At 67.9% G+C, this 26,916-nt stretch carries 29 protein-coding genes; 22 read left to right on the top strand and 7 right to left on the bottom strand.

The window, feature by feature from the left end:
- The first annotated feature begins 49 nt into the window (after window positions 1-49).
- Entirely contained in the window at window positions 50-1,063 is a 1,014-nt protein-coding gene (locus QZ647_RS00745; RefSeq protein ID WP_291270351.1) for a PstS family phosphate ABC transporter substrate-binding protein, read from the top strand.
- 30 nt (window positions 1,064-1,093) lie between these two features.
- Here the strand turns inward: QZ647_RS00745 and QZ647_RS00740 are convergent, their stop codons facing one another.
- The gene (locus tag QZ647_RS00740) at window positions 1,094-2,128 is read right to left on the bottom strand and encodes an Mrp/NBP35 family ATP-binding protein (RefSeq protein WP_286354260.1); all 1,035 of its coding nucleotides are present in this window, start codon (window positions 2,126-2,128) and stop codon (window positions 1,094-1,096) included.
- Window positions 2,129-2,290: 162 nt separating this feature from the next.
- Window positions 2,291-4,423 carry a polyphosphate kinase 1 gene (gene ppk1 / locus QZ647_RS00735; RefSeq protein WP_291270350.1) on the bottom strand — a complete coding sequence of 711 codons (2,133 nt, stop codon included), beginning with the start codon at window positions 4,421-4,423 and terminating at the stop codon, window positions 2,291-2,293.
- A 219-nt stretch (window positions 4,424-4,642) separates the two neighbouring features.
- On the opposite strand from ppk1, the gene QZ647_RS00730 reads away from it, so the two are divergent.
- From QZ647_RS00730 to rpsR, 6 genes are all read left to right on the top strand, one after another.
- On the top strand, window positions 4,643-5,287 hold the full coding sequence (locus tag QZ647_RS00730) for a 50S ribosomal protein L25 (protein WP_291270349.1): 645 nt from the start codon (window positions 4,643-4,645) through the stop codon (window positions 5,285-5,287).
- Between the two features lie 84 nt (window positions 5,288-5,371).
- Window positions 5,372-5,863 carry a helix-turn-helix domain-containing protein gene (locus tag QZ647_RS00725; protein WP_291270348.1) on the top strand — a complete coding sequence of 164 codons (492 nt, stop codon included), beginning with the start codon at window positions 5,372-5,374 and terminating at the stop codon, window positions 5,861-5,863.
- A 132-nt stretch (window positions 5,864-5,995) separates the two neighbouring features.
- Complete coding sequence (locus QZ647_RS00720) at window positions 5,996-6,613, top strand: DUF6448 family protein (protein WP_291270347.1); 618 nt, start codon at window positions 5,996-5,998, stop codon at window positions 6,611-6,613.
- Between the two features lie 76 nt (window positions 6,614-6,689).
- Complete coding sequence (pth, locus tag QZ647_RS00715) at window positions 6,690-7,271, top strand: aminoacyl-tRNA hydrolase (RefSeq protein WP_291270346.1); 582 nt, start codon at window positions 6,690-6,692, stop codon at window positions 7,269-7,271.
- A gap of 123 nt (window positions 7,272-7,394) precedes the next feature.
- Complete coding sequence (gene rpsF / locus QZ647_RS00710; protein ID WP_243288344.1) at window positions 7,395-7,784, top strand: 30S ribosomal protein S6; 390 nt, start codon at window positions 7,395-7,397, stop codon at window positions 7,782-7,784.
- Window positions 7,781-8,047 carry a 30S ribosomal protein S18 gene (gene rpsR, locus QZ647_RS00705; RefSeq protein ID WP_291270345.1) on the top strand — a complete coding sequence of 89 codons (267 nt, stop codon included), beginning with the start codon at window positions 7,781-7,783 and terminating at the stop codon, window positions 8,045-8,047. The genes rpsF and rpsR overlap by 4 nt, the downstream gene beginning before the upstream one ends.
- A gap of 187 nt (window positions 8,048-8,234) precedes the next feature.
- Here rpsR and dctA read toward each other — a convergent pair whose 3' ends face one another.
- The 3 genes from dctA to dcuS form a co-directional block, all read right to left on the bottom strand.
- On the bottom strand, window positions 8,235-9,545 hold the full coding sequence (gene dctA / locus QZ647_RS00700; RefSeq protein ID WP_291270344.1) for a C4-dicarboxylate transporter DctA: 1,311 nt from the start codon (window positions 9,543-9,545) through the stop codon (window positions 8,235-8,237).
- Between the two features lie 248 nt (window positions 9,546-9,793).
- A complete protein-coding gene (locus tag QZ647_RS00695) occupies window positions 9,794-10,510 on the bottom strand; it encodes a response regulator (RefSeq protein WP_291270343.1) in 717 nt (238 codons plus the stop codon).
- A complete protein-coding gene (dcuS, locus tag QZ647_RS00690; RefSeq protein ID WP_291270342.1) occupies window positions 10,507-12,108 on the bottom strand; it encodes a DcuS/MalK family sensor histidine kinase in 1,602 nt (533 codons plus the stop codon). The genes QZ647_RS00695 and dcuS overlap by 4 nt, the downstream gene beginning before the upstream one ends.
- A gap of 89 nt (window positions 12,109-12,197) precedes the next feature.
- Here dcuS and QZ647_RS00685 point away from each other — a divergent pair, with 89 nt between their 5' ends.
- Window positions 12,198-12,698 carry a DUF6677 family protein gene (locus tag QZ647_RS00685; protein ID WP_291270341.1) on the top strand — a complete coding sequence of 167 codons (501 nt, stop codon included), beginning with the start codon at window positions 12,198-12,200 and terminating at the stop codon, window positions 12,696-12,698.
- A 9-nt stretch (window positions 12,699-12,707) separates the two neighbouring features.
- Here QZ647_RS00685 and prfB read toward each other — a convergent pair whose 3' ends face one another.
- Window positions 12,708-13,814: a peptide chain release factor 2 gene (prfB, locus tag QZ647_RS00680; RefSeq protein ID WP_291270340.1), complete on the bottom strand. Its 1,107-nt coding sequence runs from the start codon at window positions 13,812-13,814 to the stop codon at window positions 12,708-12,710.
- 90 nt (window positions 13,815-13,904) lie between these two features.
- On the opposite strand from prfB, the gene QZ647_RS00675 reads away from it, so the two are divergent.
- The 12 genes from QZ647_RS00675 to QZ647_RS00620 all read left to right on the top strand — a co-directional run bounded on the left by QZ647_RS00675 (window position 13,905) and on the right by QZ647_RS00620 (window position 24,249).
- A complete protein-coding gene (locus QZ647_RS00675) occupies window positions 13,905-14,909 on the top strand; it encodes an alpha/beta hydrolase (RefSeq protein WP_291270339.1) in 1,005 nt (334 codons plus the stop codon).
- Entirely contained in the window at window positions 14,906-15,835 is a 930-nt protein-coding gene (bamD, locus tag QZ647_RS00670; protein ID WP_286354273.1) for an outer membrane protein assembly factor BamD, read from the top strand. Before QZ647_RS00675 ends, bamD begins: the two co-directional genes overlap by 4 nt.
- Before the next feature lie 75 nt (window positions 15,836-15,910).
- A complete protein-coding gene (locus QZ647_RS00665; RefSeq protein ID WP_291270338.1) occupies window positions 15,911-16,999 on the top strand; it encodes a hypothetical protein in 1,089 nt (362 codons plus the stop codon).
- A gap of 35 nt (window positions 17,000-17,034) precedes the next feature.
- Window positions 17,035-18,024, top strand: coding sequence for an aldo/keto reductase (locus QZ647_RS00660; protein ID WP_291270337.1), 990 nt, complete (start codon window positions 17,035-17,037; stop codon window positions 18,022-18,024).
- On the top strand, window positions 18,021-18,575 hold the full coding sequence (locus QZ647_RS00655; RefSeq protein WP_291270336.1) for a thiamine phosphate synthase: 555 nt from the start codon (window positions 18,021-18,023) through the stop codon (window positions 18,573-18,575). Before QZ647_RS00660 ends, QZ647_RS00655 begins: the two co-directional genes overlap by 4 nt.
- A gap of 16 nt (window positions 18,576-18,591) precedes the next feature.
- Window positions 18,592-20,013 carry a mechanosensitive ion channel family protein gene (locus QZ647_RS00650; protein WP_291270335.1) on the top strand — a complete coding sequence of 474 codons (1,422 nt, stop codon included), beginning with the start codon at window positions 18,592-18,594 and terminating at the stop codon, window positions 20,011-20,013.
- A gap of 43 nt (window positions 20,014-20,056) precedes the next feature.
- The gene (locus tag QZ647_RS00645; protein ID WP_286354278.1) at window positions 20,057-20,317 is read left to right on the top strand and encodes a hypothetical protein; all 261 of its coding nucleotides are present in this window, start codon (window positions 20,057-20,059) and stop codon (window positions 20,315-20,317) included.
- 2 nt (window positions 20,318-20,319) lie between these two features.
- Window positions 20,320-21,627 carry a 23S rRNA (adenine(2503)-C(2))-methyltransferase RlmN gene (gene rlmN / locus QZ647_RS00640; protein ID WP_291270334.1) on the top strand — a complete coding sequence of 436 codons (1,308 nt, stop codon included), beginning with the start codon at window positions 20,320-20,322 and terminating at the stop codon, window positions 21,625-21,627.
- Window positions 21,563-22,249: an exopolysaccharide biosynthesis protein gene (locus QZ647_RS00635; RefSeq protein WP_291270333.1), complete on the top strand. Its 687-nt coding sequence runs from the start codon at window positions 21,563-21,565 to the stop codon at window positions 22,247-22,249. The genes rlmN and QZ647_RS00635 overlap by 65 nt, the downstream gene beginning before the upstream one ends.
- A complete protein-coding gene (gene trmD, locus QZ647_RS00630; protein ID WP_291270332.1) occupies window positions 22,249-23,040 on the top strand; it encodes a tRNA (guanosine(37)-N1)-methyltransferase TrmD in 792 nt (263 codons plus the stop codon). Before QZ647_RS00635 ends, trmD begins: the two co-directional genes overlap by 1 nt.
- Window positions 23,041-23,149: 109 nt before the next feature.
- Window positions 23,150-23,509 (top strand): 50S ribosomal protein L19, encoded by a 360-nt coding sequence (rplS, locus tag QZ647_RS00625; protein WP_286354282.1) that lies wholly within the window; start codon window positions 23,150-23,152, stop codon window positions 23,507-23,509.
- Between the two features lie 206 nt (window positions 23,510-23,715).
- Window positions 23,716-24,249 (top strand): outer membrane beta-barrel protein, encoded by a 534-nt coding sequence (locus QZ647_RS00620; protein WP_291270331.1) that lies wholly within the window; start codon window positions 23,716-23,718, stop codon window positions 24,247-24,249.
- A 274-nt stretch (window positions 24,250-24,523) separates the two neighbouring features.
- On the opposite strand, the gene QZ647_RS00615 is transcribed toward QZ647_RS00620, so the two are convergent.
- Entirely contained in the window at window positions 24,524-25,993 is a 1,470-nt protein-coding gene (locus QZ647_RS00615) for a menaquinone biosynthesis decarboxylase (protein ID WP_291270330.1), read from the bottom strand.
- Between the two features lie 207 nt (window positions 25,994-26,200).
- On the opposite strand from QZ647_RS00615, the gene rplU reads away from it, so the two are divergent.
- Window positions 26,201-26,512 (top strand): 50S ribosomal protein L21, encoded by a 312-nt coding sequence (rplU, locus tag QZ647_RS00610; RefSeq protein WP_286354285.1) that lies wholly within the window; start codon window positions 26,201-26,203, stop codon window positions 26,510-26,512.
- Between the two features lie 82 nt (window positions 26,513-26,594).
- Window positions 26,595-26,855 carry a 50S ribosomal protein L27 gene (gene rpmA / locus QZ647_RS00605; protein ID WP_286354286.1) on the top strand — a complete coding sequence of 87 codons (261 nt, stop codon included), beginning with the start codon at window positions 26,595-26,597 and terminating at the stop codon, window positions 26,853-26,855.
- Window positions 26,856-26,916: the final 61 nt, after the last annotated feature.

Here is a 26,916-nt window from a genome sequence, read left to right as displayed (position 1 = left end):
TCATCGCCTCGTCATCGCCCCGTGGGGGAATGAAGCCGGAGGCTCCCCCATGTCCCTTCGTACGACCTTTCGTGCCTGTGCGCTCAGCGCCCCGCTTCTGCTGGGCCTGGGCTGCCAGCCTCCCGAGGAGACGCCCGCCAAGCCAGTCCACGAGGTTCCCACGGTCCCGCGGGAAACCACCCTCCAGGCCTATGCGCCCGAACATCCTGTCGCCGGCGAGCTGAAGAGCGTGGGATCGGATTCCATGGAGCCCCTGATGGTGCTCTGGGGGGAGGACTTCAAGCGGTTCCATCCGCGGATCTCCACGCGCTTCGTCTGCAAGGGCTCGGGCACCGCACCCAAGGCGCTGATCGAGGGCAGCACCCTGATGGGCCAGATGAGCCGCGAGATGACCGACCAGGAACTGGCGGCCTTCCAGGCCCAGTTCGGCTACGCCCCCACACGCATCCCCGTGGCGGTGGATGCCCTGGTGGTCTATGTGAACGCCAACAATCCCATCAAGCAGCTCCGCATGCAGGAGGTTGATGCCATCTTCTCCACCACCCGCAAGGGCGGGGCGAAGAGCGACATCCAGCGGTGGGGCGACCTCGGCCTCGGCGGCGACTGGAAGCAGCGGGAGATCCAGACCTACGGCCGCGACGAGAACTCCGGCACGCGGGCCTTCTTCCGGGAGCATGTGATGAAGAAGGGCGACTTCAAGCCCACCCTGAAGGCCTTCATGGATCAGTTCGCCGTGGTGGAGGCACCGGCGGTGGACGGGGGCGGCATCAGCTACGGCCCCCTGCAGTACGCCAACCGCATGGTGAAGGGCGTTCCCATCGCCTCCTTCAGCAGCGACCGGTTCATCGAACCGACTCTGGAGAACATCCAGAAAGCCACCTATCCGCTGACGCGGTTCCTCTACATCTATGTGAACAAGGCGCCGGGGCGCGCCCTGGATCCCACAGTGAAAGAATTCCTCCGCTTCGTGCTCTCGAAGGAGGGGCAGGCCGGCGTGGCGAGTTTCGGCGCCGTCGCCATCCCCGGGGACTTCGCCGCCCTGAGCGTCGGCAAGCTCAACTAGGAGCCTGTCCAGGGATTCTTGGACCGATTCCTAGAGCTTCAGCACGCCCTTGAGGGTGTCCGCCATGTCCTGGAACACCTTGGTCTGGGGGCTCTGCGGGTGCTCCGCCACGAAGGGCTTGCCGCTGTCCCCACCCTCGCGGATGGCGAGGTCGATGGGCACCTCGCCCAGGAAGGGCAGCTCCATGCGGACCGCCGCGGCCTTCACGCCACCATGGCCGAAGATCTGGGTCTCCTGACCGCAGCCCGGGCAGATGAAGCTGCTCATGTTCTCGATGATCCCGAGCACGGGCACCTTCACGGTGCCGAACATGCCGATGGCCTTCTTGGCGTCGAGGAAGGCCACATCCTGCGGGGTGCTGACGATGACGGCGCCGTCGACCTGGGCGTTCTGGATGAGCGTGAGCTGGACATCGCCCGTGCCGGGCGGCAGGTCGATGAGCAGGACATCGAGGTCGCCCCAGGCCACATCCTTCAGGAACTGCTGGAGGGCCTTGTTGAGCATGGCGCCGCGCCAGATGACCGGCCGGTCCTCCTCGATGAGCAGACCCATGGACATGATCTTGATGCCGAACTTCTCGATGGGCAGGATCTGGCCGTCCGGCGTGCCCAGCGGCGAGTCCTTCAGGCCCAGCATCATGGGAATGGAAGGGCCGTAGATGTCGGAATCCAGCAGGCCCACCTTGAGGCCCAGCTGGGACAGGGCGATGGCGAGGTTCACCGTGACGGTGCTCTTGCCGACGCCGCCCTTGCCCGAGCCCACCACCACGCAGCGCTTGATGCCCGGGATGAGGTTCTTGAATTCCACCTGGGCGGTCTTCTCCCAGCCGATCTCGATGTCCACGCCCGTCACGCCGGGCTGCTGGCGGATCAGGCCCTCCAGAGCCTCCTTGATGACGGCCACCCGGTCCCGGTAGGCCTCCATGAGCTGGAGCAGCACCGTCACCTTGCCCTCGGTGACATCGATCCCCTTCACGGCCTTGAGCGTGGTCAGGGTGGCATTGGTCCCGGGGACCGTGTAGGCGTTCAGGGCTTCGAACAGGGCGGCGCGGCTGATCTTCGTCATGCGGATCTCCAGCCCATTAGTCTGCCACGGGGAATGAATGCCCGACACGTCACAGCACCGATCGGCCCGTCCCAGCGCCGATTGGGACACAAGCCAGGGCGAGGTCCCCTCGCCCTGCGCGGCGTCAGGTGGAGGCGCGCAGCGCGGAACCCCCGGAGAACATCAGATGTCTGGATCCAGCGGCCCCAGCTTCTGGGTGAGGGCGCCCACGCCGCTGGCGAGCAGGGTGTGCTCATAGATGCGGAGCTGGCTTCGGAGGGGCGGATCCTGGTCATCGAATCCCCGCCGGAGGACATCCCCTTCGGGGCCCAGGACGCGGCCCTTCAGGGTGTCGTGCAGCTGCATCTCGACCATCTCCATGACCTGGGCCGCCAGGATCGGATCCACCAGGGGGAAGGCCAGCTCCACGCGGCGGTCCAGGTTGCGGGGCATGAGGTCGGCGCTGGAGAGGAGGGTCTCCGGCTGGCCATCATTGGCGAAATGGTAGATCCGGGTGTGCTCCAGAAAGCGGTCCAGGATCGACAGGGTGCGGATGTTCTCCGACAGTCCGGGCACGCCTGGCCGCAGACAGCAGGTGCCCCGCACGATGAGATCCACCTTCACGCCCTCGCGGCTGGCCTCGTAGAGCATCTGGATGATCTGGGGGTCCACCAGGGCATTCATCTTCAGCACCATGCGGGCCGGCCGCCCATCCTGCGCGTGGCCGATCTCCCGCTGGATGCGGGCCTTGAGGGCCTTCTTCAGGTGCTGGGGCGCCAGCAGGATCCGATGGAAGCGGGGCGGCCGGGTGTAGCCCGTGAGCATGTTGAAGAGGTTCGACAGGTCCTCGCCGAACTCGGGCCGGGCCGTGAGCAGGCCCAGATCCGAGTACAGGCGGCTGGTGCGCTCGTTGTAGTTGCCCGTGCCCAGGTGGCAGTACCGCTTGATGCCCCCGGCCTCCTGGCGCACCACGAGACAGGCCTTGCAGTGGATCTTGTGATTGGGCAGGCCGTAGACCACATGCACGCCGGTCTTCTCGAGGCGGCGTGCCCAGGCGATGTTGGCCGCCTCATCGAAGCGCGCCCGCAGCTCCACGATGGCCGCCACCTGCTTGCCGCGCTCGGCGGCTCGCTCCAGGGCCGCCGCCACGGGGCTGTTGGCCGTCACGCGGTAGAGGGTCATCTTGATGGCCAGGACCTTGGGATCCTCCGCCGCTTCGCGCACGAAGCGAACTACGCTGTCGTCGAAGCTCTGGTAGGGATGGTGCAGCAGGATGTCGTTGCGGGAGATGGCGTCGAAGACGCTGCCCATCTGGTCGAGCTGGGGTACCGGAAGGGGTGGCAGCGGGGTGTCCTTGAGGCTCGGCAGGTCCAGCTGGCCGTAGAGCTGCATCAGGTCCGAGAAGGCTGTGAGGCCCGAGCAGGGGTAGAGGTCCTCGGGGCTCAGCTCCATCTCCTCGATGATGAGGTCCAGCACCTTGGACGACAGGCCGTGCTCGTACTGGAGGCGGACGACGGCGCCGCGGCGGCGGTCGCGGAGGCTCTCCTCCACGGTCTTGAGCAGGTCCTCGGAGGGATCCTCCTCCACCGGCAGGTCGGAATCCCGGGTGACGCGGATGGCGTGGCAGCACTTCACCGTGTAGCCCAGGAAGAGCCGCGACAGGTGGTGCCGCACCACATCCTCGAGCATGACGAAGGCGTGGGTGCCCGGCGCCGACGGCACCCGCAGGAACCGGGAGGCCAGGCCCGTGGGCACATGGATGAAGGAGAGCTCCGAGGCCGGCAGATCCCCATCCAGCAGGTCCTCGTCCGGCTCCAGTTCAACCACCAGCACCAGAGCGCGGTTCCCCAGACGGGGGAACGGGTGGCCGGTGTCCACCGCCAGGGGCGTGATGAGCGGCAGGAGGCTCCGCTCGAAGTAGTCGAGGGTGAAGGCGCTCTGCGCCTCGTCCAGCTTTCTCGGATCCAGGATGGCGATGCCCGCCGCCTCCAGCTGCGGCTCCAGGATGGCGTGGAAGAGCTCGTGCTGGCGGGCGGAGTAGGCGTGGATCCGCGATGACACCCGCTCCAGCAGCTGCCGGGGGGTCAGGCCATCGGGCCCGGGCTGGGTGATGCCGGCGTCGATCTGCCGCCAGATGCCCGCCACCCGCACCATGAAGAACTCATCCCAGTTGCTGGAGACGATGCTGAGGAACTTCACCCGTTCCAACAGCGGCACCGTGGGATCCTCCGCCTCCTCCATGACCCGGGCGTTGAAATCCAGCCAACTGAGCTCGCGGTTGAGCAGTTCCTCGGGGCGGGGGATGGGGTGGAACACAGGGGACCTCTGATCCAGGAGGGTACAGCCTGGGTGTAACGGCCTGATGGTACAGGCGATGGATCGTCCCGCCCGAACAACTTCCTTTGTTTTCGGGGCTTTTTCGGGCAGAATCGATGGTTCGGCCCTCCACTGGGAGGATCCGTACGGTCCGCCCGGACCCATCACCAACGAGAGGGCAGCCAGGCCCATGCCGGGGCTGCCAGGTAGGAGGAACCCATGTCCCAGGAAGTCCTGATCGTCCCCAAGCGCGAAACCTTCGGCAAGGCCGCCATCCGCGACCTGAAGAAGAGCGGCATGATCCCGGCCGTGGTCTACGGTCTGAATGAGCCCCCCATCGCCATCGCCATCAGCCCCAAGGCCGTGGCCCGCGTGCTGGCCAGCGACGCCGGCATGAACTCGGTCATGTTCCTCCAGCGCGAAGGCACCGACATCAAGCGCCATGTGATCATCAAGGATCTGCAGCGCGACCCCATCACCAGCCGCCTCCGCCATGTCGACTTCATGCGCGTGGACATGACCCACAAGGTGCGCGTGAAGGTGCCCGTGCGCCTGGCCGGCACCTCCATCGGTGTGAAGAGCATGGGCGGCGTCCTCGACTTCACCCACCGCGAGATCGAGATCGAGTGCCTCCCCAGCATCATCCCCGGCCACATCGATGTGGATGTGAGCAACCTCAACATCGGTGATAGCATCCGCTTCGAGCAGATCACCCTCGTGCCGAACATCGTCCTCATCGGCGATGCCCACCAGACGGTCTGCTCCGTCCGCGGCAAGGCCCCCGAGGAGGAAGTCGCCGCCGCCCCCGCCGCCGCCGCCGAGCCCGAAGTGGCCAAGAAGGGCAAGAAGGAAGAGAAGAAGTAGTTCCGGACTCCCCAAAAACGGGCACCTCACGGTGCCCGTTTTTATGGGCTTGACCAAAAGTAATTACTTACTTACATTCGAACCATGGCCCGATCGCCCCTGGAACTCACCCCCAAGCGCACCGAAATCGCGGATGCCGCCCTTCGCATCATCGGCGAGCGGGGCATCGCCGCCCTGACCACGAATGCCCTGGCCCAGGAACTGGGCGTGAGCAGCGGCGCCCCCTTCCGCCACTTCGCGGATCGCAACGAGATCCTGGAGGCCGTGGCCCTCCGGGTGGAGGAACTGATCCTCGAGACTTTCCCCCCCGACACGGACCCGCCCCTCCAGCGACTGCTGGCCCTGCTCCGGGCCCGGGCGCAGGTGATCGGAGGCCGCCAGGGCATCGGACGCCTCATGCTCTCAGAACAGTTCGCCATGGCGCTGCCGGATCCGGCCGCCCGGCGCCTCCGGGGCCTCGTCACCCGGACCCGGACCTTCCTCCTCGCGGCCCTGGAGGCCGCCCAGGCCCAGGGGGCCATCCGGTCGGATCTCACCCCCAAGGCCCTGCTCCCCGTGGTCTTCGCGTCCTCATGAACCTGGTCTTCTCCCAGGCCACGGGGGGAGCCCGCAGCGCCGAAGCGGACGAAGCCTGCGACACCCTCCTCGTCCTCCTGGATCCCCCACCCGTCCCTTGACCCCCGCGGTCCTCCACCTGAAAGGAACGCCATGCGACTGTCCGCTCTCCCCACACTATGGGTCACCGCCCTGCTCGCCCTCTCCGCCTGGCCGCTCCAGGCCCATTGCGACGCCCTCGACGGCCCCGTGGTCGTGGCCGCCCGGAAAGCCCTCGCCAAGGGCGATGCGGGCCCGGTCCTGGTCTGGGTGAAACCGGATGACGAGCCCCAGATCCGCGCCGCCTTCGCACGCACCCTCGCGGTCCGCGCCCTCGGGACCGAGGCCAAGGACCTGGCGGACGCTTACTTCTTCGAGACCCTCGTCCGGGTGCACCGCGCGGGCGAAGGCGCCCCCTACACGGGCCTCAAGCCCGCGGGCCTGGACCTCGGCCCTGCCATCCCCGCCGCCGACAAGGCCCTGGCCTCCGGCGACCTCAAGCCCGTGTTCGACCTCATGCACGGCGTCCTCAAGCCCGGGCTCGAGGCCCGCTTCAAGCAGGCCCGCGCGGCCCAGGGCACGCAATCCGTGGACCTGGCGGCGGGCCGCCGGGCCGTGGCCGCCTATGTGGACTTCCTCCACTATGTGGAGGGCGCCTACCGCGCGGCGGCCGGCGGTGTCCATGCCGTGACTGCCGAGACGCCCAGGGCTGAATCCCACCACCAGCACTGAGCCTGGGGCCCCCTCCCCGGTGGGCGCCTTGCGGCGCCCACCGCGTTTGCTGAAGACTGGGACCTCACGACTCGGGATGCATCAGCTCATGTGGACCTTGGTACCCCTCGGAAATCCGGGCCCTGACTACCAGGACACCCGTCACAACCTCGGCCGCCTGCTGCTTCAGCGCTGGATGGCGGACCGGAATCTGGCTCCGGTGCCCTCGAGACGGTTTCCCTCCGGAGCCCTCTATCCCCTGACGGACCACCTGCAGGCCCTGGTCCCCAACACCTACATGAACCTCTCGGGAGAGGCCTGCGCCCAGGCGGAGAGCGCCGGAATCTATCCCCGCCGCCTGATCCTGCTCTACGACGACAAGGACCTGCCCCTGGGGACAGGGCGGTTCCGCCTGAACGGCTCGGATGGCGGCCACAACGGTCTGCGTTCGGTCTTCGAGTGCCTGGGCACCCAGGACATCGCCCGCCTGCGCCTCGGCATCGGGCCCTTTCAGCGGCCCCTCGTGGATTTCGTGTTGGGCCACTGGACCGACCCTGAATGGGAGCGCCTGGAACGCCAGGACGCGCCCTTCGCCCGCTTCCTGGAACGGCTGGGTGCCGCGGAGGACCTGGGCAGCCTGGCGAACCAGGTGAATCCGGCGGAGTTCTGGGAGGCCTGACTCCAGACTTTCCATTGATTTCCAAGCCTTTCCACGCGAAACTGTTCCTTCGCGTCCTCCGCTGGAGGGCTCTTCCTTGCTCCCTGGAATCCATAGGGGGCTTCACATCCACAAGGAGGACAGATGCGTCATTACGAGACCATCTTCATCGCCTCCCCCACGCTGACGGACGAGCAGAGCGATGAGCTCGTCAAGCAGTTCGAGGGGATCATTGCCGAGCAGGGTGGCGAGCTGCTCAAGACCGACAAGTGGGGCCGCAAGAAGCTGGCCTACGAAGTCCAGAAGTTCAGCGAGGGCTATTACACGCTCTTCGAGATGAACGCCGGACCCGACCTCATCGCCGAGCTGGAGCGCCGCTTCCGCAACCACGATTCGGTCATCAAGTACCTGAGCGTCCGCATGGACGAGGCTGAAAAGGCCGCGGGTCGCGCCAAGCAGCGCATCGAGCGCGAAGCGAAGCGCAAGGCCCAGGCCGGCATCAAGGAACGCTCCGCTGAAGAGGTGATGGGATGAAGCGCCGCAGCGACGCCAAGAAGGGCAAGCCCAAGAAGAAGAAGGCTTTTGGGGGCCGACGCGCCAAGTTCTGCAAGTTCTGCGTCGAGAAGTCCCTCATGATCGACTACAAGGATGTGAAGACCCTCCAGGCCTTCACCCCCGAGCGCGGCAAGGTGCTGCCCCGCCGCACCAGCGGCGTGTGTGCGGTTCATCAGCGCGCCCTCGTGGAAGCCATCAAGCGCGCGCGCAACATCGCGCTGCTGCCGTTCGCCACGGATTAGTCGTTCTTTCCTTACCTGTTCGAAGTCGAAGGCCGCCCCTGGGCGGCCTTCGTGCTGTTGCGGGCACGCTTCGCGACTCGCTTCGTCCTTCGCATCGCGCTGCTGCCGTTCACAACAGACGAGTCTGAGGCACTGCATGACGAAAAAGCGGGGGCCGGAGCCCCCGCGTCTCCTCCAGGCCAGAGGCCTACTCCATCTCGTTGGCCAGGACCGGGATCTCGGCTGCGGGAACGGCCGCCTCGGCGGGCTTGCCGAGGGTGGCGTGGAACTTGTCCCAGTCCAGTTCCTTCTCCCAGCTGGCCATCACGACGGCGGCAATGCAGTTGCCGATGTGGTTGGTGATGGCGCGGGCCTCGGACATGAACTTGTCGATGCCGAGGATGAGCGCCATGCCGGCCACGGGGATGCCGGGGACCACCGCCAGGGTGGCCGCCAGGGTGATGAACCCGGAGCCGGTGACGCCGGCGGCTCCCTTGCTGGTGATCATCGCCACCACGAGGATGCCCATCTGCTGGCCCAGCGTGAGCTCGATGCCCAGCGCCTGGGCGATGAAGAGCGACGCCAGCGTCATGTAGATGTTCGTGCCGTCCAGGTTGAACGAGTAGCCGGTGGGGATCACCAGCCCGACGATGGACTTGGAGAGGCCGAGCTTCTCCATCTTCTCCATCAGGGGGATCAGCGCGGACTCGGAAGAGCTGGTGGCCATGACCAGCAGGAGCTCATCCTTGATGTAGCCCACCACCTTGAAGATGTTGAAACCCGCCAACCGCGCGATGAGCCCGAGCACCACGAAAATGAAGACGGCGCAGGTCGCGTAGAAGAGGAAGATGAGCTGCGCCATGGGGATCAGCGACTTCAGGCCGAACTTGCCGATGGTGTAGGCGATGGCCGCACCGGCGCCGATGGGGGCGAGGTAGAGGATCTGGTGCATGACGCCGAAGAACATCTTGCTCACATTCTCCAGGAAGCCGATGAGGGGCGCCTTGTGCTTCTCGCTGAGGGCCGCGACGGAGAACCCGAGCAGCACGGAGATCAGCAGCACCTGGAGGATGTCGCCATCGGTAAAGGCGCTGAACATCGTCTTGGGGATCATCTTCAAGAGGTGATCCGTGATGGTCAGGTGCTGCGCCTGGGCGACATATCCGGCCACCAGCTTGGGGTCGAGCTTGGAGGGGTCGGCATGGAAGCTCCGTCCGGGCCCGAACACATTGGCCATGACGAGGCCGATCACCAGCGCCAGCGTGCTGACGATCTCGAAGTACAGGATGGCCTTCCCACCGACGCGCCCGGCCTTCTTGATGCTGCCGGAGCCTGCGATGCCCAGCACCACGCTGCAGAGGATCACCGGCGGGATGAGCATCTTGATGAGGGCGATGAAGCCGTCGGCCAGGGGTTGCATTTTCACGGCCACGCCAGGGTAGAAGTGCCCCAGCAGCGCACCGAGAACGATCATGAGCGCGACCCAGTTGTACAGTTTTGATGCCGCTCGCTTGAACATGGATGGTCCTTTCAGAAGATCCAGGCATGAGTGAAAGGCGGCCCCGATGGGGGCCGGATGGAAACGCGGTGGGAAAGATGCCGGAGGTCGAGGCGAAAACCGGGGGATGCCCCGATTGCCGAGCAGGCGCACTGCTCACATGACCGACGGGTAGGTTTCCCAATTCTGAATGGCCCGGACGCGGCACGGCCGTTCTGGAAGTTGATTCCGGGAATTGGAACTTTTGAAAGCGAAGCCTGGCAAGCGGTTCACAAGAACCGCTGGGCCTCCCGCAGGTAGGCCTTCTGAAGCTGGAAGCGGTGGACCGGGCGACCGCCGGTGCCGTACCCGGGTTCCATGCGCAGCACTTTCAGCGTGCTCAGGAACTCGAAGTACTTCCGCACGGAGACCCGGGAGATGCCCACCAGCTGGCCGATCTCCTCGGCGGTGAACCAGGGGGTCGGCTCCGGCCAGGCGCCGATGGCCTTCAACACTTTGTCCAGGGTGTTCCGGTCGAGCCCCTTCGGAAGGCCCTCCGCCTTCCGGTCCTCCATGGGCCGCCGACCCAGGCGCCGGTCCAACGCGCTCTGGTCGAGGCTCTCTCCGCGCCGGATCATGTGCCGGGTCTCGCGGTAGTCTTCGAGCGCCTGCTTGAGACGCTCGAACTCGAAGGGCTTGATGAGGTAGTCCACCGCGCCCAGCTTCAGGGCCCGGTCGATGGTCGCCGTGTCCCGGGCGGCGGTCACGAAGATCACATCCGCATCCAGGGCCTGCTTCCGGATCTCGCGCATGAGGTCGATGCCGCTCTGCCCGGGCATGAAGATGTCCAGCAGCAGCAGGTCCACCGGGCGCTCCTGGAGCAGCGCCAGCGCCTCGGGGGCGCTCCGCACGGACGCCACGATCTCGAAGCCGCCCATCCGGCTCAGGTACATCCGGTTCAGTTCCGCCACCATGGGATCGTCTTCGACCAGCAGCACCCGGATCATGGCTCCTCCCCCGGAAACAGGTTCAGCGAGGCGGTGAAGACCGCGCCCCCCTCCTCCCGGTTCCGGCCCACCAGCCGGCCGCCCCGGGCCTCGATGGTCCGGGCCGCCTGCCACAGCCCGAAGCCGCGGTTCTCGCCCTTGGTGGAGAATCCCAGCGTGAAGGCCCGGGCCAGGATTTCCTCGGGCAAGCCCGGGCCGCTGTCCTGGACGGACAGGTGCAGCTGGGTGCCCTCGGGACGGAGGGAGACCTGGATCTCCCGGCGGGGTCCCTCCCCGATCGCCTCGACCGCGTTCTCCAACAGGTTGCCGAGGACCGTGACGAGGTCATGGGAGACCGAATCGTCCGGGCAGGGGGGCAGTGAAGCGTCCTGATCCAAGGTCATGAGGATGTTCTGTTCCCGCGTCGACGAGAAGCGGGCGAGCAGGAAGCCCGCGACGACGGGATCCTTGATCCGCTGGACCACGAAGCCCACCTCATCGTCCAGGCGGCCCGCCACTCCGGTGATGAAGGTCTTGAGCCGCTCGTACTCCTCCAGCCGCACCAGGCCGAGGATCACATGCAGCTTGTTCATGAACTCGTGGGTCTGGGCCCGAAGGGCGTCGGCATAGAAGCGGACTCCCGTCAGCTGCTCCGCCAGCCGGTTCATCTCTGTGATGTCGCGGAAGGTGGCCAGGGCCCCGGTGATGCGCCCCTCGACCACCACCGGGACCCGGTTCGTCAGGATCTTCAATCCCAGGATGTCCCCCTCCTGGTCGTATTCCGCCTGCCCCGTCTCGATCACGGTGCGGAGCCTCGAACTGGGGAGGACCTCCTCCACCGGATGGCCCACCAGCTCGCCGTGGCTCCCCGCCATCGCAAAGAGACGCAACGCCTCCTCATTGACGATGGTGACCACCAGGTCCCGGTTCACCCCGATGATGCCCTCCCGCACCGAATGCAGCATGGCGCTGCGCTGCTGGAGCAGGGTCGAGATTTCCTGGGGCTCCATCCCCAGGAGGATCTTCTTGATCCGGCCCGCGAGGTACATGGCCCCCAGGATTCCCGCCGCGAAACCGATGATCCCCCCCAGGACGATGCGCTTCCGCAGGCTCACCACCGTACGGTCCACGCCCGACTGGAGAATGCCCACGGCCACGGCCCCCACCTGCCGATCCCCCTTCCACACGGGCGTGAAGGCCCGCAGGGAGATGCCCAGCGTGCCCTTGGCGACAGACAGGTAGGAGCGCCCCTGGTAGACGCCCGCATCATCCCCGCCGGCGAACCGGGCCCCGAGGAGGGCGCGGTTGGGGTGCGAGAGCCGCAGGCCGTTCATGTCGATGACCACGACATAGTCCACGCCGGCTTCGGTGCGGATGCGTTCGGCGTAGTCCTGCACCTCGCCCAGGGGACGGAGGCCCACCAGGCCATCGCGCACCACCTCGGCCTCGGCTGTGATGCGGGACAGCAGGACGACCTTGTCGCCCAGGGTCTCCCGGGTCTGACGGGCCATCCGCCAGTCCACCATGGCGGCGGTGACGACGAGGGCCAAGCCCAGGATCAGGGTGACCAGGAGCGTGATCCTGGCCCTGAGCGGGAGAATGGGACGGAGTCGCGGCATGGTCAATCACCATCCTAGGGCGGAAGGTGCCCGGGAGGTGAGCTTCCGGGTGGGCGGGAAGCCGTCCGATTCTGGGGTAATCTGGGGCCATGACCGACGAAAAGCCCGTCCTGCGACTGCCCATGCCCCTCCGCAAGCAGAAGGCGCTGAAGGCCGCCTGGAAGCCGCTGCTGATGCAATGGCTGGTGCCGGGGGCCGGCTACTGGATGATCGGAGAGAAGGGCCGGGCCAAGGCCTTCTTCGGGGTCTGGCTGCTCTTCTGCGTCCTGGGCGCCCTCCAGATGCAGTACGGGGCCGTGGATGGCGTGAAGGGCGGCGTCTTCGTGCCCGTGGCCGGGGCCTGGCTGCCCACCCTGGGGGCTCTCGCCACGGGGGGCATCGGCCCCATCTACGGCGCCTTCGCCTGGGCCTTCGGCGGCGCGGGCACCGAGCCCGTGCGCACCCTCACGCAGGAATACGGCGCCACCTATGTGATGATCGCCGGCCTCCTGAACTGGCTCTGCTGCTTCGACCTCTGGGACCGCGTCACCGGCCGCTGGGTCTTCCGGCTGCCGAAGGACGAGCAGACCCGGATCGCCAAGGGCGAGTAGTCCCGGTCCTCAGCCCTCGGCCTTCAGGCTCTTGGCCAGCAGCTGGGTGCGGATGAAGGCATCGATGTCCCCGTCCAGCACCTTCTGGGTCTGGCTGGTCTCCTCGCCGGTGCGGTGGTCCTTCACCATCTGGTAGGGCTGCAGCACATAGCTTCGGATCTGGCTGCCCCAGGCCACATCGGCCTTGTCGCCGCTGGCCGCGGCCACCTTGTCCAGGAACTTCCGCTGCTCGAGTTCGTACAGCCGGCCCTGCAGCACCTTCAGGGCCGTCGCGCGGTTCTTGATCTGGCTGCGCTCGTTCTGGCAGCTCACGACGATGCCCGTGGGCAGGTGGGTGAAGCGCACGGCGGATTCGGTGCGGTTCACATGCTGGCCGCCGGCGCCACTGGCGCGGAAGACATCGATCTTCAGATCCTTCTCGGGGATGTCCACATTGATGGTGTCGTCCAGCTCGGGGCTCACATACACCGCCGCGAAGCTGGTGTGGCGGCGCTTGGCGGAATCGAAGGGGCTGATGCGCACCAGGCGGTGGACGCCAGCCTCGGCCCGCAGGTAGCCGTACGAGAATGGCGCATCGACGATGAAGGTGGCGCCCTTGATGCCGGCCTCCTCCCCGTCCTGGTAGTCGATCATCTCCGTGGCCCAGCCCTTGGATTCGCAGAAGCGAAGGTACATGCGCAGGAGCATGGCGGCCCAGTCCTGGCTCTCGGTGCCGCCGGCCCCGGGCGCGATGGCCACGATGGCGTGGTTGCTGTCCAGGTCGCCGCTGAGCATCATGCGCAGCTCGGCATCCTCCACCGCCTTGCGGAGGTCGGCCTCGACGGTCTCGACTTCCGCCAGCATGTCCGCGTCTTCCCGGGCGAGCTCCAACCCGGTGTCCAGGTCCTCGATCCCGCCCGACAGGCGCTTCGCCAGGGCGATGTCGTTGGTGATGGAGCCCCGCTTCTGGAGGAGGGGCTTGGCGGCGTCGGGATCATCCCAGAACCCCGGAGCCGTGGTGCGCTCCTCGATCTGTTCCAGCTCCAGGGCCTTGCGCTCCGGATCAAGGTGGGCGACCAACTGCTGGACGCGGGGCTCCAGCTCGTTCTTGGCTCGCACCAGGGTCTCGAAATCCATCATCCGCCTCTCCGGCCCCAGGTTCGGCGCCGGGGAACCTTCAACTTTAATGCAATCCGTGGGATTCCAGGCTCACGGTATTCTGGGGGGATGCCTGAGTTCATCCCCGTGATCCCTGCCGACCTGGAGCCCACCTTGCGTGGGGTCCTGACCGGCCACGGCGGCCTGCCCCTGGCCTGGGCGCGCTGGGAGCACCCCGAGCCCAAGGGCCGGGTCGTGATTTCCCATGGTTATGGCGAACACGGCGAGCGGTACCGGCACACGGCCCACTGGCTGCACGGCCTCGGCTGGTCCGTCTCCAGCCTGGATCACAGTGGCTTCGGCCGCTCCGGCGGCATCCGGGGCGACGCCGCCGGTGGCATCCGCGCCTTCGTGGACGACTTCGCCCTCTTTCTGCGCCAGGAGCGCCGCCACGATGCGGAGCGCACCGGGGCCACGGCCCGGGTGGTGGACGGCGTCCCCATGCCGCCCCTGCCGGTCTGCCCCCAGGTGGTCCTGGGCCACAGCTTCGGGGGTCTGGTGGCCCTGTTGACCCTGCTCTGGCATGCCGACACCCTCGACGGCCTGATCCTCTCCAGCCCCAGCGTGGCCGTGAGGTCCAATTCCAAGGCGCTGATCCTGCTCTCCCGGGTGCTGCGCTGGGTGATGCCCCACCGCCCCATCCAGCTCCACGGGGACAAGAGTCAGGTCTGCTCCGACCCGGTCATCGTCCAGCGCTACGAAACCGACCCCCTCTGCCACCGCTGGGCCACCGCCGCCTTCGGCGCCGCCCTGGAGGAGGGCCGGGCCGAGCTGCTGCCCCTGGGGCACGAGCTGGACCGGCCCATCCTGCTGCTGGAGTCCGGCACGGACACCGTGGTGGATCCCGACGCCTCGGAGGAACTCTGGTCCGCCGTGAAGCCCGGGCTGCTGGAACGCCACCGCCTGCCCGCCTTCTACCACGAAGTGTTCCACGACCGGCACCGGACCCAAGCCCAGGCCCTGGCCGAACCCTGGCTCGAGAAGCTGCACCAGGCCTGGAATCCTTCCCACCGCCCCTGGAACCCTTCCCATCGTCCCGCCATGTCTGAAGTGTTGTCCCCGGAGTCCGCATGAAGCGCATCCTCATCGCCCTCACCCTGACCGCCGCCTTGGCGGGCCTGGGCCTGGGCTGCCGCAAGCCGAAGGGCATCGACAAGACCATCCAGTCCTCGGAACTGCTGGCCACGGCGGACAAGCAGCTGAAGCAGGGGAAGTTCAATGACGCCCGGCTCACCCTCCGCCACCTGGAGCAGTACCTGCCCGGCTCCCCCGAGTTCCCCAAGGCCAAGCTCATGCTGGGCGACAGCTACTTCTTCCAGCCGAGTCCCAGCTACCCCGAGGCCGAAGTCGAGTACGCGAGCTTCCTGAACTACTTCCCCCGCCATGAGCTGCGGGACTACGCCCTCTACCATCGCGCCCTCTGCCACTTCTCCTCCATCGAGGGGGCCGAGCGCGACCAGGCGGAGACCCGCAAGGCCCTGGACGGCTTCCAGGTGCTGCTGGCGGAGGCCCCCGGCAGCCCCTACGCCGGCGAGGCCCGGGCCAAGATCCTGCAGTGCTGGCGGCGCATCGCCGAGCACGAGCTGATCGTGGGCGTGTTCTATGTGAACACCTACTACTACCCGGGTGCCGAGCGGCGGCTGAAGTCCCTGCTGGAGACCTACCCCGACTATGTGGACCGCGAGCGCGCCTACTTCTACCTGGGCGAGGCCCTGCGCCAGCGCCTGCTGACCCCGGAGGAGCTGACCCAGTTCAACAAGGACTACGCCGTCAAGCTCCAGAAGGAGGATCTGAAGGACCTCACCAAGGAGCAGATCAAGCAGTACTCCAAGGACTCCGAGGAATTCAGCAACGAGCGCATCAAGGTCTTCCGTGCCGAGGCCAAGAGCTACTACCAGAAGCTGGTGGAGAGCTATCCCGGCTCCGAGTGGGCCCGCCGCGCGGCCGATCGCCTGGTGACCATGGGCACCGCCGGCGTGAAAGAGGAGCTGGACAGCTAGCCATCGGAGACGGCGGCCGGGGAGTCCGGGGATGGTTTACCATGCGGGTGGAAGTCCCTGCTTAGGATGCCCGCCATGACGCTCCTCCTCCGCGCCCTGTTCCTGCTCGCGCTCCTGGGGAGCCTCGCCTGCGGCGGCGGCGGTTCCTCCAACGGCGGGGGCGGCCTCCACCTCAGCCAGACCGGGACGATCATGCTCACGGAGGACGGCTTCCAGTTCTCCGCGACGAACGACGCCGGGCAGCCCCTCACCGTCAGCTGGGCCGTGGTCGAGGGCGCCTCCGGGGGCACCATCGATGCGCAGGGCTACTACACGGCCCCCGCCACCGTCGGCACCTACCATGTGACCGCGCGTCGAGGGGAGAACCAGGCCACGGCGACCATCCAGGTGGTGGCCGGCACGCCGGAGATCTTCATTACCCCGGGCGGCCCCCTGCACCTGGCCGTGGGCGGCTCCCAGCTGTTCAGGGCCCCCCTCAACAACCTGGGCAACCACGCGGTCGCCTGGAGCCTGAGCGGCGCCGGCCAGCTGGACGCGGACGGCTTCTTCACGGCGCCATCCCTCCCCGGCACCAGCACGATCACCGCCACCAGCCTGGCGGACCCGAGCCTTCAAAAGACCGTCCAGGTGATCGTGGAGGCCCCGAGCCAGCCGGCTTTCCATGTGTCGTTCGGAGGGGGCAGATTCCCCGGCGCCACCACGGTGGCCCTCACCCAGGGGCTCTCGGGCATCTCCGATACGCGGCTCGCCTGGACGATCACGGGCGGGGGGAGCGTCAACCCCGATGGCGTGGTGACCCTTCCCGACCAGCCCGCCACGGTCCAGGTCCAGATGCGCAGCGTCGCGGTCCCGACCCTGGTCCAGACCTCCTCCATCGAGGTGTTCGCCGCCACGACCCCCGTGAAGGCCACCGTCCAGATCAGCCCCGCCACCCTTTCGCTCGCACCCGGCGCCACCGCGACCTTCACGGCCACCGTGGGGGGCCTACCGCCCCGCCAGCGGCCCGTGGAGTGGTGGATCCTCGAGGGCCGGGGCATGGGCGGCATCCTCACCAGCGACGGTCGCTACACGGCCCCGACCACGCCGGGAACCTACCATGTGGTGGCCACCCCCCTGGCGGAGATGCGGATCCGGGCCATCGCCACGGTGGTGGTGGGCCCCTGATCCGACGCTGCCAGACTGGAGCCGGAGGTTCCTTCATGCAGCTGAGCACCCTCGGCCTCGGCACCTACCTGGGCCCGTCCACGGACGCCGCCGATGCCGCCTACGCCGAGGCCGCCCAGGCCTTCCATGCCGCGGGGGGCACGGTCTTCGACACGGCCGCCAACTACCGCGGCGGTCGGTCGGAGCGGGCCCTGGGCGCGGCCTTCCGGCACCTTCCCCGCGATGCGTTCTTCATCTCCACCAAGGCGGGCTACCTCCCCATGCCGGAAGGGGGAACGGAGGAGGGCCCCCGGGCCTGGTTCCACCGGGTGCTGGAGGGGCCGGGCATCCTTTCCGTGGACGACCTGGTGGACGGTTGCCACGCCCTGACGCCGAAGTATCTGGGTCATCAGCTGGACATCAGCCGGAACGCCCTGGGTCTCGAGACGCTGGACCTGTTCCATCTGCACAATCCCGAGCAGCAGTTGCCCCACCTGGGTCCGGAGGCCTTCTACGCCATGATCGACCGGGCCTTCGAGGCCTGCGAGGGCTTCGTGGCCGCTGGGAAGATCCGCGCCTACGGCGTGGCCACCTGGAACGGCTTCCGGGTGCCGCCCGGGCAGGACGGGCACCTGAGTCTCGCCCGCCTGCTGGCGGCCGCCCAGGCCGCCGGGGGCCGGGACCATCACTTCCGCTGGATCCAGCTGCCCCTCAACCTGGCCCTGCCGGAGGCCTTCCTGGCCCCCACGCAGGTGATGGACGGCACGGCCATGACGCCCCTGGCGGCCGCCCAGGCCTGCGGCCTCTCCGTCCAGACCTCGGCCTCCATCATGCAGGCCCGCATCCTGCGCCAGCTGCCGGACGGGTTTGCCGAAGCCCTGGGGGTCCGCACACCCGCCCAGGCGGCCCTGCAGTTCACCCGCTCCTGCCCCGGCGTCACCACGGCCCTTTGCGGCATGGGGCGGGCGGAGCATGTGGTCGAGAACGCGGCGGTCATGGCCATCCCCAAGCTCGATCGCGCCGCGCTGGAGAGCCTCTTCGGATGATCCTCCTCGCCATCACCCCGGGCCTGGGCTTCGACCGCGACCGCTGGACGGCCGTGCTGCGCTCCGGGGTCGACGCCTTCCTCCTCCGCGAGAAGCAACTGGAGGCCCGTGCCTTGCTGGACGCGACGCGGTGGTGCCAGGATCAGGCGCCCGGCGTCGAACTCTGGGTGGCCGGCCGGCTGGATGTGGCCTTCGCCGCGGGGTGCGGGCTCCACGCCCCCGAGGCCCATCCCGAGGTGGAGCCGGGGCTGGTGCCCCTCTCGCGCCCCCTTCATCACGAGGATCAGTGGGACACCCGGCGCGGCGCCGACCAGCTGCTGGTGTCGCCGATCTTCCCCAGCCCCGGCAAGGGTGAGCCCTGGGGCCTGGAGCGGCTGCGCCGGTTTCTCGATCGGCTTCCCCCGGGAGGGCCCCGGCTGTTGGCCCTGGGCGGCGTGGATCCACGGAACACCCCGGCTCTCGATCACCCCCGGCTGGCGGGCATCGCCGCCATCCGGCCCTTCTGGGAGGGCGATCCCGCGCGGGCCGTGGCGCGTTTCCGGGAGCGATGAGCGTATCCTCTTCCCCATGTTTCGCGACTTGAGGGAGAAGGTCAGCGCCCCGCGCCGGATCGCGGCCTGGGTGCTGCTCGGCCTGCTGCTGCTGGCGGCGGCCTTCGTCCTGCCCCGCACGAGCTCCCATCCCATCATTCACCGCGCGGCCGATGTGATCCTCTGGTCCGTCCTGGCCTACGGGGCCATCCGGCTGGTCTCCTTCCTGCTGCTCGACCCCCTGTTGAGCCAGCGGAAGACGGCCACGCCGGGTTTCGCGCGGGATCTCCTCGTGGTGGTGCTCTACCTCGTGGCGGCGGGCGGCATCCTGCGCCAGGTGCTCCAGGTGAGCCTGGGCCAGCTGCTGGGCACCGGCGCCATCGCCGCGGCCGTGGTGGGCCTCAGCCTCCAGGAGGTGCTGGGCAACCTTTTCGCCGGCATCTCCCTCCACCTGGATCCCGCCTTCCAGGTCGGCGACTGGGTGGAGATCACGGGCACCCTGCGGGGCGGCCCCGGCCGGGAGACCCTCATCGGGCAGGTGGAGAGCATGACCTGGCGCACGGTGCAGCTCCGCACCGAGAACGGCGACATGGACATCCTGCCCAACCGCGCCATCGCCCAGGCCGTGGTGACGAACCTCTATGTGCCCTCGGGCCTGCACCGCCGCACGGCCAAGGTCATCGTCGAGCCCCGCCCGGACCTCCATGCCGCCCTGGAGCACCTCACCCGGGCCCTCGGGGGCCTGCCGCACCCGGCCCAGCACCGGCCCGAGGTGGTGGTCCACAGCTCGGACTTGGGCGGTGCCGTGCTGGAGATGCGCTTCTGGGCCCTGGGATTCCGCCACGGGCGCCAGGCCGCGTTCCAGGCCACGCGCCTGGCCGCCACCGTGCTGCCGCGGGAGGGCTTCCGGCTCATGGGCCCCCACGGCCCGACTCCCCTGGTGGCGCGGCCGGAGCCACTGCCGGAACCGGCCCTGATGCACGACCTCGTCCGCCAGCTGGGCCTGCCGGACCACTGGGCCGAGGATCTCCGCGGCCACCTCCGCCTGCGGGTGCTGGCCCCGGGAGAGGGCGTCATCCGGGAGGGCGATCCCGGCCATTCGCTCTTCGCCGTGCACCGTGGCACCCTCCAGGTGGTGCGGGCCGAGGAGCGCCTGGAGCCCTACACCGGGATCTTCTGGAAACCCCTGGCGGAACTCGGGCCGGGTCAGTGGTTCGGCGAAGCCAGCCTGCTCACGGGCGCCCCGCGGAACGCCACCGTGGTCGCCCTCACGGAAGCCGAGGTCGCCGAGCTCCCGAAAGAGGCCTTCGAGGCCTCCCTCAAGCGGGAGCCGGAGCTGCTGGAACGGCTACTGGACCTCATCGAACACCGGGCCCTCTACGCGTCCGGGGCCTCGGCGCCGAAGGAATCCCGACGGGCCCAGTGGTCGCGACAGATCCGGGCCTGGTTCGGCCTGTAGGGTCTGCCCGGAACGACTGGTATCCTGGAGGGGCGGAGGTCCCATGGAATTGCCGGAGCACCTTCACCATCTGGTGAGCGAGCTGGGGGATTCCTTGGTCAAGGCCCTGGCGGAAGACGACCACTGCCGGGATCTCACCTTCCAGATCCAGGCCCAGGGCTATGGCCTGATGCTCATCCTCGAGGCCTCGCCGATGGGAACCCGGTCGCGGGAGATCGTGGCCCCGGGGGACGAGGACGCCGACCTGCCCTTCTCGGAAGACGACAAGCGCCTGATGAAGTCCTTCAAGATCCGGATGGACTAGCGATGGCTCAGCCCTGGGATCTCCCGGCCCCCGAAGCCGGCTCGGCTCCGCGTCCCAACGCCGCGGGCCTGGACTTGGCGGCCCTGAAGGCCCTGGTCGCGAGCTTCGGCGAGCCCGCATGGCGGGGCGCGCAGCTGTTCGAGGGGCTCTACCGGCAGCGCTGGACCCGCTGGGAGCAGTTCACCCACCTGCCGCAGGCCCTCCGGACCCGGCTGACGGCCGAGGTGGACCTCGCCTGGCCCGCCATCGTGCAGAGCCTGCCGTCGTCCGATGGTTCGACCAAGCATGTGTTCGAGCTCGCCGACGGGAAGCAGGTCGAAGGCGTCCACATGCCCTATGTCGTCCGGGGGTCCGGTCTGCGACCTACACCCCCGGAGCCCCCGCGCCCGGGCCAGGCCGAGCCTGACCCCGGGCTTTCCGTCCGGGGGTCCGGTCTGCGACCTACACCCCCGGAGCCCCCGCGCCCGGGCCAGGCCGAGCCTGACCCCGGGCTTTCCGTCCGGGGGTCCGGTCTGCGACCTACACCCCCGGAGCCGGGCTCTGAAGACCTCGACCGCGTCACCCTCTGCCTCTCCAGCCAAGTGGGCTGCGCCATGGGGTGCACCTTCTGCGCCACGGGCCAGATGGGCATCATCCGCAACCTCAGCGCGGCGGAGATCGTGGGCCAGGTCGTGGCCATGCTGAATCATCACGGCCACTCCGCGGAGCGCCCGGTCAATCTCGTGTTCATGGGCATGGGGGAGCCCCTGCACAACCTCGATCATGTGATGACCGCCTTCGGACCACTGACGGATCCCAAGGGCCTGGCCATCCCGCCGAGGCGCATCACCCTCTCCACCTCGGGCCTGGTGAGCGGCATCGAGCGCCTGGGCGCCTTTGCCCGCCGACCCCGGCTGGCCCTGAGCCTGAATGCCACCACCGACATCCACCGCTCCTTGATCATGCCCGTGAACCGGGTATGGAACCTGGAGGCCCTGGCGACGGCGCTCGCGGCCTTCCCTCTGCAGTCCGGCGAGCGCATCACCCTCGAATATGTGCTGCTGAAGGGCGTCACCGACAGCCTGGAGGATGGCCGCCGTCTGGCCGCCTTCGCGCGCCGCTTCCCCGCCAAGATCAACCTGATCCCGTTCAATCCGCACGAGGGCAGCGGCTTCGAGCCCCCGGAGGAATCCCGCATCGGCGCCCTCTGCCGGCTGCTCTCGGATGCCGGGCTGCCCGTCAGCGTCCGCCGCAGCCGCGGGCAGGATGTGGCTGGAGCCTGCGGCCAGCTGGTACGGGAAGGCCAAGGCCGGCACCCGAAACCACGCTGACTTCGGTCATGCTGGACAGGTGCAGTCCGCGCCGAAACCCTTCTTCGAGACCCTCCACGCCCTGCTTGACGCGGAGGGCGAGATCACGCTGGGTGAACTGCTGGATGCCGCGGGCGAGCAGACCTACGGCCTCCTGACGCTGCTGCTCTCCCTGCCGAGCCTGGTCCCGGGCCTGAACATCGGGCTGGCCCCGGTGGGTGGCATCGGCCTCATCGCCCTGGGCTCCCAGCTGGCCTGGGGGACCGCCCATCCCTGGGTGCCCCGCCGGGTGCAGGACCAGGCCATCCACAAGGGCCGCATCAAGAACGCCCTCGCCAAGCTCGAGGCGCAGCTGGACCGCTTCCGCTGGCGCGGCGCCGAACGGCGCCCCCTCAACCACCGCTGGGTGGGCGCCTGCATCGCCTGGACCGGCTTCCTGCTGGCCATCCCCGTGCCCCTGCCCTTCGGCAACCAGCTTCCCGCGGCCATCCTCTGCCTCCTGGGCGCCGCCCTCCTGGAGGAACGACCCACCTGGGCCTGGATCGGCGCGGCGGCCTCCCTCGGCAACACGGTCTACTTCGCCTCCAGCTTCGGCCTCATCGCCCGGGGCTTCCTGAAGGCCTTCCACGCCCTGGTGCATTGATGCGCGTCGATGCCCTCACCCTCTTCCCCGAGTTCTTCGAGGCCGCCCGCCTCGGCATCACCGGCCGGGCCTTCCGGGAGCTGGGACATGGACTGCACACCCACAGCTACCGGCCCTTCGCCGGCAACCCCTTCGGCCATGTGGACGACACTCCCTTCGGCGGCGGTCCGGGCATGGTGCTGCGGCCGGAGGTGCTTCGGGACACCCTGGCGTCCGTGCCCCGGGAGGGCGCGGGGCGCATCATCCACTTCAGCCCCGCGGCCCCGCCCCTCACCCACGCGAAGGTGCTGGAGCTGGCCCGGCTCGACCAGCTGATCCTGGTCTGCACCCGGTACGAGGGTCTGGACCAGCGGGCGGTGGAGGCCCTCGTGGACGAGGAGCTCAGCATCGGCGAGGCCGTCCTCAGCGGCGGCGAGCTGCCGGCCCTCTTCCTCATCGATGCCGTCTGCCGCTGGCTGCCGGGCGTGCTGGGGAACGGGGCCTCCGCCGAGGAGGACAGCTTTGCCACCGGCCTGCTGGACCATCCCCACTTCACGCGCCCGGCCACCTTCGAAGGGGCGGAGGTGCCGGCCGTCCTCCAGGGAGGCGATCACGGGGCCATCCGGCTCTGGCGCCTGCGGGAGGCCATGGTCCGGACGAAGCGCCTGCGGCCCGACCTGTGGACCCTCTACCTGAGGGACCGCCTGCGGGATCTGGACCGCCCCGCCCAGTGGTGCGCCTGGCAGGTGGAGCATCCGGAGGACTGGGAGCGACCCAAACCGAAGGGCTGGAAGGGCTATCGCCTTGAATGACCCCTTCCCTTTTCCGGCCTATCGGATACACTGACTGACTCCCCATCCGGGGACTTTCGAGCCATGTCCGCCTGATCGTAGGCTTGGGACCGCTGGCCCAGGAGCCCACATGAGCCACATCATCGATCAACTCGAAGCCAGCCTGCTTCGCAGCGACCTTCCCCGCATCGCCCCCGGCGACACCGTCAAGGTGCATGTCAAGGTGAAGGAAGGTGAGAAGGAGCGCATCCAGCTCTTCCAGGGCATCGTCATCGGCATCAAGGGCGGCGGCATGCGCACCTCCTTCACCGTCCGCAAGGTCGCGAGCGGCGTGGGCGTGGAGCGCATCTTCCCCCTGAACAGCCCCACCATCGACAAGCTGGAAGTCGTGCGCCACGGCAAGGTCCGCCGCGCCAAGCTCTACTTCCTGCGCGAGAAGCTCGGCAAGGCCGGTCGCCTCAAGGAGCGCCGCGCGGACAGCGCCCAGTAAGTCGAATCTCCCCTTTGGAAAGGCGCCCACCCGGGCGCCTTTTTCATGGAAAGAATAGAGCTATCACGAACGATCTAACCCAAGCTGGTCCTTTAATTCTAACTCTTCTTTTGGATTCGGAGCAGGGTGCGGCAAAGCCGTGGCCATGCGAACATGGTCCCGCGCCATGGCCGATCCCCCGGGTCGGCCAGCCCCCGGGAGGAACCATGCTGACCCTGCCCCGTCTGACCCTGGCCACGCTGGCCGCTGCCGCCCTGTCCCTCGGGGCCGAGGCCCCGCGCTACGGCGTGCAGGGCCTGGTGAACCTCCCCCTGGGCGACCTGAAGGACTTCGTCGACAACAAGCCGGGCCCCGGCATCGGCGTCCACGGCACCTTCGATCTGGGCGATGGCCACATGGTGCGGCCCCGGCTGGACTACAGCATCTACCCCGAGGCCACCTTCGGCTCCGTGAAGCAGACCGCCTCCAACCTGAGCCTGGGCGGCGACTATCTCTACTTCGTCGCCGGCAAGCCGGAGGGGCTCTACCTTACGGGCGGCCTCGCGGTCGTTCGCTGGTCCTTTGAATCCAAGCTCGGCCCCCTCAAGGAGACCAGCGACACCACCAAGTTCGGGCTGGCCGCCGGGGTGGGCTACCAGTGGAATGCCACTGTGGGTACCGAGGCCCGCTTCCTCCATTCCCGCATCGCCAAGGGCTTCCAGGCCAACGCCCTGCAGGCGGGCGTGACCGTCCGGTTTTAATGTTCTCCGGGGGTTCCGCGCTTCGCGCACACCCCCGGACCCCCGCGCGACGCCCGGCACAGCCGGGCTTCGCTTTACTCTCCGGGGTTCCCCCGGCCACGCATGCGTGGCCGGGATCTAGGGGCGCTTCGCGCCTCCACCTGACGCCACACGGGGCGTGGCTCCCACTCGCTCTTTGAGCTCGCGGAGGTGGAGCCTCCCCCCGGGCCCCCGCGCGACGCCCGGCACAGCCGGGCCTCGCTTTAGCCCTCCGGGGGCTCTGACCTGATGCGGGTCAGAGCCCGTATTCCTTCCATCGCTTGCCGATGCGGTCCAGGATCTCGTCGGGGAACACCAGATCCCGCGGCCACTCGCGGGTGAAGCCGTCCCAGGGGCGGTTCTTGCGGGTGGCGTCGATGCCCACCTTGGAGCCGAAGGCGAAGCGGTCGGCGGAGTGATCCAGGACATCCAGGGGCCCTTCGGTGAAGAGCATGTCGCGCTTGGGATCCACATTGCTGGTGAGGCGGAAGAGCACCTCGTTCAGGTCATGGGGATCGATGTCCTCGTCCACCACCACGATGCCCTTGGTGAACATGATCTGGCCCGTGCCCCAGATGGCGTTCATGACCTTCTGCGCGTGGCCGGGGTATTCCTTCTTGATGGAGAGAATCACCAGGTTGTGGAAGGCGCCAGCGGCGGGCAGGTGCATGTCCCGGATCTCCGGCAGCACCATGCGGAGCAGGGGCAGGAAGATGCGCTCCGTGGCCAGGCCCAGGTAGGCATCCTCTTGGGGCGGGCGGCCCACGATGGTGGCGGGGAAGACCGGGTTCTTCCGCATCGTGATGGCTTCCACATGCAGCACGGGGTAGTCGTCGGCCAGGGAGTAATAGCCCGTGTGGTCGCCGAAGGGGCCCTCCCGGCGCAGCTCGCCGGGATTCACGAAGCCCTCGATGACGATCTCGGAATCGGCGGGCACCTCCAGGTCGTTCGTCACGCAGGGCACCATCTCGATGCCCTCGCCCCGCAGGAAGCCAGCGAACATCACCTCGCTGAGGAAGGGCGGCAGGGGCGCCGTGGCCGCGTAGGTGAGGGCCGGATCCCCGCCGAAGCTCACGGCCACGGGCATGCGCTCGTCCTTCGAATAGCCGTGGCGGTTCCTCGCGCCATCGTGGTGCAGCTGAGTGTGGAAGCCCAGCGTGCGGTCATCAAAGACCTGCAGGCGGTAGAGGCCCGTGTTGCGGTGGCCCGTCTGCTTGTTCCGGGTGTGGCTCATGCCCAGCGTGATGAAGGGGCCGCCATCCTCGGGCCAGGTGGTGAGCACGGGCAGATCGGTGAGTTTCACCTGATCACCCTTCAGCACGATCTCCTGGCAGATCCCCTTCCGCACGGTCTTGGGCATCCAGTTGGAGACCTCGGCCAGCACCGGCAGCTTGGCCAGCTTCTCGAAGAACCCCGTGCCGGGCTTGGGCATGGCCTCCTGCACCAGCTTCTCGATGCGGTCGGCGATGGCATCGAGGCCACGGGGCTCCCGGTCCACGCCCAGGGCCATCTCCATGCGCTTCAGGCTCCCGAAGGCGTTCATGGCCACGGGCATGGCCTTGCCCTTGGGTCGATCGAAGATCAGAGCCCTGCCCCCCCCGGGTTCCTTGGAAACCCGGTCGGCGATGGCGCCCATCTCCAGGAATGGATCGACTTCGGAAGCCACGCGGCTCAGCTCGCCGGCGGCCTCGAGCTGCTTCAGGAAGGTCTGGAAATCACGGCCCATGGGAATCTCCGGATCCCGATCATCCCATCCCCGGGCCGGTCCCCGGAACCCAATGTCCCCGGGCGGTAGGCCAACCGCCCCTGGCTTCAGGAATTTCCCTTGAGCTGACAGGGCTTTCCCCGCATACTGATGGGCCTTGCCCTGGCCGTGGGCTCCCAAGCGCGTCCGATGGACTGCCGCCCACACGCCCCAACTGAAGAGGTTTTCATGTTCGCAATCATCAAGACCGGCGGGAAGCAGTACCGCGTCGCCGAGGGCGATATCCTCCGCGTGGAGCTGCTCGAAAAGGATCCCAAGCAGGCCGTGACCTTTGAGGAAGTCCTCCTCATCGACAACGACGGCGACCTGAAGGTGGGCAAGCCCACCGTGGCGGGCGCCAAGGTCGAGGCCGAGGTCATCACCCATGATCGCGCCAAGAAGGTGATCATCTTCAAGAAGAAGAAGACCACCACCTACCAGCGCACCCAGGGCCACCGCCAGGGCTACACGGAAGTTCGGATCAAGAGCATTAAGGCCTAGTCCAGCCGTGTTCGCCGCAGGCGAACGCAGGTAGAGAAAAGCCTTTTCATTCCATTCGACATCAAGCTTAAGAGGTACTTCCATGGCTCATAAAAAAGGCGTCGGTTCCAGCCGCAACGGTCGTGATTCCCATTCCCAGCGCCTCGGCGTGAAGGAGTTCGGCGGCGAAGTCGTCCCCGGCGGCTCCATCCTCGTCCGTCAGCGCGGCACCAAGTTCAAGGCCGGCATCAATGTCGGCATGGGCAAGGACCACACCCTGTTCGCCCTCATCGACGGCAAGGTGCGCTTCCAGGACAAGGGCCAGAGCGGCCGCTTCATCCACATCGACCCCATCGAGGGCTGATGTTGTCCGGGGGTTCCGCGCTGCGCGCACACCCCCCGGAGCCCCCTCGCACAGGCCGGGC

Source organism: Geothrix sp., assembly GCF_020622065.1.
Classification (GTDB): Bacteria; Acidobacteriota; Holophagae; order Holophagales; family Holophagaceae; genus Geothrix.
This window is presented reverse-complemented; position numbering and strand designations above follow the sequence as displayed.